This is a genomic window from uncultured Nitratireductor sp., assembly GCF_913053745.1.
GTDB lineage: Bacteria > Pseudomonadota > Alphaproteobacteria > Rhizobiales > Rhizobiaceae > Nitratireductor.
Genome location: NZ_CAJXGF010000191.1, coordinates 1 through 7255 on the forward strand (window position 1 = coordinate 1; position 7255 = coordinate 7255).

Here is a 7255-nt window from a genome sequence, read left to right on the forward strand (position 1 = left end):
CGCAGCGTCAGAACCTCGTTCACCTGCCACTCGGCTGTCAGTTCCACACCCTGCATCACCGCTTCGTCGATGTTGTAGCTGTACCAGAGGCGGTAGTTCGGATCTTCGTTCCAGCGGGCGATTGTGCCGTCGTCGTTGTAAACCAGCGAGTTGGTGATCTTGTCCTTGAAATCGGTATAGAAGTAGGTGGCGCCAAGCCGCACGCCGCCGAGACTGTCCCACAAAGCGCTGACCTCGAAGCTTGTGCTCTTTTCGGCTTCCAGATTCGGGTCGCCGATGATCACACCGCAGGTGCCGCCGGGACCGTAACTGCAACCGCGCCCGCCGGTCGTATAGGCATAGCCCGGCGCGATGGTGCGAATATTGGGTGCCTTGAAACCGGTGGACATGCCGCCCTTCAGCGTCAGTTGCTCGGTCGCGTGCCACACTGCGTAGGCGCGTGGGCTGAAATGAGCGCCATAGATTTCATGATCGTCCATCCGCACACCGCCCGTCAGGGCGAAGTCCGGCGTAATCCACCACTCGTCCTCGGCAAAAAGCGCCCATTGCGTGATGCCGAACTCCTCGTCCAGTCCGGTGCGACGGCCCGGATTCTGGTCTGTCAGTCTCGCATCGAGATACTGGCCGCCTATCACCAGCGTATGGGAACCGAACAGATCGAAAGGCGTGGTGGTCTTGGCGTCGATGACTGTGTTCTGGATCTCCGGTGAACGCAGGTTTTCCATGAAAGCCGATGCGCCGACATCCCAGTTGTAGTTGGTGCGTTCGGCCCATTCCTGCGAAACGGACACCTCGGAAGTCGTCCAACCCCAGCGTCCGGTATGGGTCAGAGACCAATGATCCCGGTCGTTGTAGTTGTAGCTGTCGGGCCTTGTGCTCGTGTTTCCCTCGGTGGATTCACGACGCAGGCGCGTTCTGCCGGCCTCGAGGACGAAATCATGGTCCGCATTGGGTGTGAATGTGAGGCGGCCGGTGAAGTCGACATCCTTCGATTCCGGCGTGCCGCTTTCGAACGAATCCTCCTTGCGAAGGAACCCCCGGCCCCAGAACTGCAAGCCGAGCATGTCCTGAACGACCGGACCGCTCGCATAGAACGAGGCAGAACCCGCATTGCCGTACTTGGAGTGCTGCTGCAACGTTCCGTCCACGGAAAATGTACCGGTCCAGCGATCGGCCACCTTGCGTGTAATGATGTTGATCACACCGCCCATGGCATCGGAACCGTAAAGCGACGACATCGGACCGCGCACCACCTCGATACGCTCGATCGCCGCCACGGGCGGGAGAAAGCTTTGTTCGAAACCGGAATCGCCATTGGTGCGCGACTCGCGTGTGTTCTGTCGTTTGCCATCCACCAGGATCAGCGTATAGGCGCCGGGAAGACCGCGAATGTAAATATCCTCGTTGCCTGGAGAACCGGTTACGGCAACACCCTGTACGCTGCGCAACGCATCCGTCAGGTCGCTGTATGCACCCTTTTCGAGTTCCTCGCGCGGCACGACCGTAATGCTCGCCGGGGCATCGGTCACGTTCTGTTCGAAGCCGGTTGCCGTGACGACGACCGTTTCGAGAAGCGTGGTCGACACGCTGTTGTCCTGGGCATGAGCCGGCAGCGCAGCGCATCCCGTAAGCAGGAAAGCAATGCCGTGCCGCGTAAAGATGCGCCCCCTGCACCCGGTTTCAAAATCTGTTCGTGACGAACCAAGAGCCAAGACAGAACGCATTCCGGAACCCCCGAAGATAAAACTGGAAAATTGCACTCCACTTATTTAGTGCGATATTATGAGGTCAACGATCATGTTTTAGAACCTTTCCAAGTTGCAGAAAGCGCAACGATGGAACGGAAGGAGAAAGCATCCATGCGGCCCGAACTGCGTGGGCGAACAAAGAGAGCCCGTATCGATGCGGAAGCCCGGGAACCGTCCGTGACGGAAACAGGAAAAGCAGGCAGCTCCACCCGGCTCGGGCAGTTGCGCCTCCTGGTCGCCCTCGACAGCATTCTGGTCGAGGGCAGCGTGACCCGGGCCGCAAAACGCATGGAACTGAGCACGGCGGCGGTCAGCCGTATGTTATCGCAGGCACGGGAGCTTTACCGGGATCCCCTGATGGTTCGCTCCGGGCGACATCTCGTTCCAACGCCGCGCGCGGAAGAACTGCGTATGCGCCTGCGGGCACTCGCCGCCGAGGCCGATTCCCTGCTGCAGGGCGGAACGGAGCCGGAGCAGGATGCCATAGACGCCATTCGCGCAAGCTGGAACAAGAAACCCCTGATCGAAACCCCGCCACTGGCCGTGCGTCCCTCGGTCCTGCTTGACGGCCAACCCTCGCCCGAACAGTTGGCGCGTCAGTTGGATCGCCATCGAAACAGCAATAAAAAGCCCGTCGAACGACTCGCCCTTCACCTTGCGGTGATCGGGCGCGGTATAGGCAGTTCGCGCCCCCTCACCAGCGAAGAAGCGTATGATGCATACTCCATAATTTTCCGCGGCGAGGCGGATTCCACACAGGTGGGTGCATTGCTGCACCTGATGCGCTATCGCGGTGAAACCGCAGCCGAAATGGCGGGCATTGTCAGGGCCGCACGCGACGTTTTCGGCTTTACGGACAGCGTCGCGCCCGCCGGCATGGAAACAGCCGCGCTGGACTGGCCCATGTATCTTTCTCCGATGTCGCCGCGCGCGCCATGGTTTCTGCAGGCGGCGGTCCTGGTGGCGCAGGCGGGGCACCCCGTCCTTCTGCACGGAGCAGGCGGCAAGGCCGAGCATGCGGTCTCGATGCTCGACATCCCCGTCGTCATGTCCCTCACCGAGGCTCGAATCTGTCTCGAGACAAGTGGCATTGCCTATCTTCCTCTGGCCGCCGCGACACCGCAGATGCAGGGATTGCTCGGCCTCTATCCGCTGTTCCACACACGCTCGCCAATCAACAGTGCGGTGCATCTCGTCAATCCCCTCTCCATCCGCGCGTCCTTTCTCGGCGTTGCGCAACCGGCTTATCGGGAATTGCATCGCGACGCCGCGCTTCTCATCGGCCAGCAAGATTTGACGGTGATCGGCAACAATCGCGATGTGGGAGAATGGGTGCCTTACCGTCCCGCAACCGTTTATCGGATCGTCGATAAAGAGCCGTTCGAGCGCCGTTTCGGTGCCTTGCAGGAACCGCGCGGCGAAACCCGGATCGGCCTCACCTCGCCGGAATACTGGCATGCGGTGTGGCGCGGAACCGCTGTGGACGAGCGGGCAACCCGCATCGTTCTGGCCACCGCGGCGCTGGCACTCATGACGGTAAACCGCTCGCGCGACGACGATCTGATGCGTTGGTATGCGACGGCACAGGAATTATGGGAGCGGCGGAACGCGAGCAAATGAATTCCGCCGCTCCTCTCTACTCGGCCGCCTGCGGCAGCGCGAGTTGACTGCTGTCCTGAAGGGCGAGCCTGTCGTTTGAACGATCCTTTTCGCCGGGCCGCTTGACGCGGTAGAAGGCGGCATAGAGGGCTGGAACGAACAGGATGGTGAGCACCGTTGCCGCCGTCAGCCCGCCCATGATGGCGAAGGCCATCGGCCCCCAAAACACGTTGCCCGACAAAGGCACCATGGCGAAGATCGCAGCCAGCGCCGTCAGAACCACCGGCCGCGTGCGGCGCACCGTCGCCTCGATGATCGCCGTCCATTCGGGCGAACCGTCTTCCAGGTCGGCCTTGATCTGATCGACCAGGATCACCGTGTTTCGCATGATCATTCCCGCAAGCGCGATCAGCCCGAGCAGCGCGACGAACCCGAAGGGCTGATTGAAGATCAGGAGTCCGAACGTGGCACCGATGAGCCCCAGCGGCGCGGTGGCGAAGACCAGCGCCAGGCGCGAAAAGCTCTGCAACTGGATCATCAGGATCGTCAGCATCGCCAGCACCATGATCGGGAACACATCGAACAGGGCCGCATTCGCCTTGGCGCTTTCCTCGATGGCCCCGCCCATCTCGATGCGATAACCGACCGGCAGTTCCTCGACGAGCGGCTGAAGCGTCGGCCAGATCTGCGATGAGACGTCCGGCGGCTGAACGCCGGTGGGAACGTCGGCGCGCACCGTGATCAGCATGTCGCGGTTCTGCCGCCACAGGATCGGCTCTTCATGGCCATAAGCAACCTTGGCCACCTGCGACAACGGCACGGGTGCGCCGCCGCGCGTGGCAATCGTCAGGTCGCCCAGATGCGCGATGTCCAGCCGTTCGCTTTCCACCGCGCGCGCCACCACGTCGATGCGCTCGATGCCGTCGCGCACCGCCGTGATCGTGTAGCCCGAAAGCAGCGTCTGCAGCGTTCGGCCGATGTCCTGCGGCGTCAGCCCCAGTGCCCGCGCACGGTCCTGGTCGACCTCAAGGCGAATGGATTTCGCCTGCTCGTTCCAGTCCAGGTTGGGATCGAGCGCATTGGGATTCTGCGCCATCACGTCGCGCACGTCATAGGCGATGCGGCGCACCTCCAGAGGGTCGGGACCGATCACGCGGAACTGAACGGGGAAACCCACCGGCGGGCCGAACACGAGTTCCGTCACACGCACCCGCGCTTCCGGCAGGCCGCCTTCTGCGATGTAGTTCTGCAGCCGCGCCTTCACCCGGTCTCTGGCCGCGGCATCTTCGGTGTACATCACGATGATGGCGTAGTTCGGCTTCGGCAGTTCCGGATTGGAGGCAAGGAACCAGCGCGGCGCGCCGGCGCCCGTATAGGTCGAATAGGTCAACACCTCGTCATCGGCCCCGATAACCTGTTCCATGGTGCGTGCCGAGGCCTGCGTCGCCTTGATGGGAGCCCCTTCCGGCAGGCGAATTTCCACCATCAGTTCGGGACGCGGAGACGTAGGGAAAAACTGCTGCTGCACGAAACCGAAAGCCCATATCGAAACGGCGAAGAGCCCGATCACCCCGGCGATCACCAGCCAGCGCCACGAGACGCACCAGTCCACGATCCGGCGCAATCCGTTGTAAAGCCGCGTGTCGTAAATGTCGTGATGGTCCTCGCCCTCCGCCACGGTCGTTCCATGCTTGTGGAAGTTGGGCAGCAGCTTGACGCCGATATAGGGCGTGAAGATCACGGCCACGAACCATGACGCCACAAGCGCTATGGTCACCACCCAGAAGATGCCGCCGGCGTATTCGCCCGCGGTCGATTGCGCAAAACCGACCGGCAGGAAACCGGCCGCCGTCACCAATGTGCCGGTAAGCATGGGAAACGCGGTCGACGTCCAGGCGAAGGTGGCCGCCTTCAACCGGTCATAGCCCTGTTCCATCTTCACCACCATCATTTCGACGGCGATGATCGCGTCGTCCACCATCAGGCCCAGCGCGATGATCAGCGCGCCGAGCGTGATGCGCTCCAGACTCATGCCGAGCATGTCGAGCGCGATCATGACGATGGCCAACACCAGCGGCACGGCAAGCGCCACCACAATGCCCGTGCGCCAGCCGAGCGACAGGAAGCTTACCGCCAGAACCACCGCAAGCGCTTCCAGAAAAACCTTGATGAACTCACCGACCGAATCCTGCACCACCTCCGGCTGGTTGGCGATCATTTCCAGTTCGAGCCCCACCGGAAGATCGGCTTCGATCTCGCTCCGCGCCCGTTCCAGATTCTCGCCCAGCGTGAGGATGTTCGCACCTTCGGCCATGACCACGCCGATGGCGAGCGCCTGTTCTCCTTCGTGGCGCGCGGTGAAGCTTGGCGGGTCCTCATAGCCACGCCGCACCTCTGCGATGTCGCCCAGCCGAAACACCGTGCCGTTCACCGCGACCGGAACGGACGCCACCGCGTCCACACCCTTGAGCGCGCCTTCCACGCGCAGGAAGACACGATCCGACGCCGTTTCGACCTCGCCGGACGGCGTCACCGCGTTCTGCGCCGCGATCGAATTGAAAATCACCTGCGGATCGATGCCCAGCGTGGCAAGCTTGGAATGGGAGAACTCGACGAAGATGCGCTCGTCCTGATCGCCGTAGAAGCGCACCTTCTCCACGTCCGGCACGCGCAGCAGTCGTTGGCGGATGGTCTCCGCCGCGTCCTTCAGGTCGCGCATTGTCGCGCCCTGTCCGGTCAACATGTAGAGCGCGCTATCCACGTCGCCGAACTCGTCGTTGAAGAAAGGCCCGATGACACCCTGCGGAAGGCTGCTGCGGATATCGCCGACGCGCTTGCGTATCTGATACCAGATATCGGCCACCTCGCCAGGCGGCGTCGTGTCCTCGAGTTGCACCTGCATGAAGGTGGAACCCGGCTTCGAGTAGGTGCGCACCTTGTCGAAATAAGGCACTTCCTGCAGCGTTTTCTCGATCGGATCGGCAACCTGACGCTGAATTTCTTCCGCCGTGGCGCCGGGCCAGACGGCATTCACCACCATGACCTTGATGGTGAAGCTTGGATCCTCCGCGCGGCCAAGCCGGGCATAGGAATAAGCCCCGCCGAGCGACAGAACGATGATCAGGAACAGGACGAGCGTCTGGTGCGTGACAGCCCATTGCGAAAGATTGAAGCGTTGCATGATTGCCCCCGGTCAGTCGGCGTTCGCGGACTGGATTTCGGCCAGCCTGACGCGCTCGCCGTCCTGCAGTTTCTGTACACCGAGAGTGACGATGCGCTCGCCATCCTTGAGCCCGTCGGACACGACGGCATTGCGCGATTGATAGGCCTCGACGACGACCGACCGGCGTTGGAGTTCGTGCGAGGGGGGATCGACTACGAACACGACCGGCCCCCGGCCGTCGTCGAGAACCGCCGTCATCGGTATGCGGGCAACCGGTGACGGATCTCCTTTGGTCAGCGAAACCGTGGCGGTCATGCCCAGCCGAACGCCCTCATCCGCGTCCGGCACGGAAAACCGCACGGGATAGGTCCGGCTTGTGCCGTTGGCCTCGGGGGCGATCTCGCGCACCCGTGCCGCATAGCTTCCGCTGCCGGCCCACAGAGTCACCTCGGCGGTGGAACCCTCCAGATCCGCCAGGCGGCTTTCGGGGATCGCGACCTCGACCTCTTTTTCGTCGAGCCGGGCAACGCTCACCACCATCTGTCCGGGCGAGACCACCTGCCCCGCCTCCACACCGGCAGCGCTGACCACGCCGTCGGCGGACGCTTTCAGTTCCGCATAGCCCATCTGGTTGGTGGCCAGCGCCACGGCACGCTCGGCCTGCTCGAAACGCGAGCGCGTTTCGTCCACTGCAAGAGACTGCGCGTCGAGCGCGGCCTGCGTCACGTGTCCGCGCTCGAAGAGC

General features: G+C 62.6%; 4 protein-coding genes. 1 reads left to right on the top strand and 3 read right to left on the bottom strand.

Annotated features, from left to right (window positions below):
* A partial coding sequence (locus QZ638_RS21235; protein WP_295814198.1) for a TonB-dependent receptor occupies positions 1-1613 on the bottom strand: 1613 nt, incomplete at its 3' end.
* 312 nt (positions 1614-1925) lie between these two features.
* Here QZ638_RS21235 and QZ638_RS21240 point away from each other — a divergent pair.
* Positions 1926-3368 (top strand): glycosyl transferase family protein, encoded by a 1443-nt coding sequence (locus tag QZ638_RS21240; protein WP_295814189.1) that lies wholly within the window; start codon positions 1926-1928, stop codon positions 3366-3368.
* A gap of 16 nt (positions 3369-3384) precedes the next feature.
* Here QZ638_RS21240 and QZ638_RS21245 read toward each other — a convergent pair whose 3' ends face one another.
* Positions 3385-6528, bottom strand: a complete 3144-nt coding sequence (locus QZ638_RS21245) for an efflux RND transporter permease subunit (RefSeq protein ID WP_295814192.1) — start codon at positions 6526-6528, stop codon at positions 3385-3387.
* 12 nt (positions 6529-6540) lie between these two features.
* Positions 6541-7255, bottom strand: a 715-nt coding sequence (locus QZ638_RS21250) for an efflux RND transporter periplasmic adaptor subunit (protein WP_295814195.1), incomplete at its 5' end; no start/stop codon positions are given.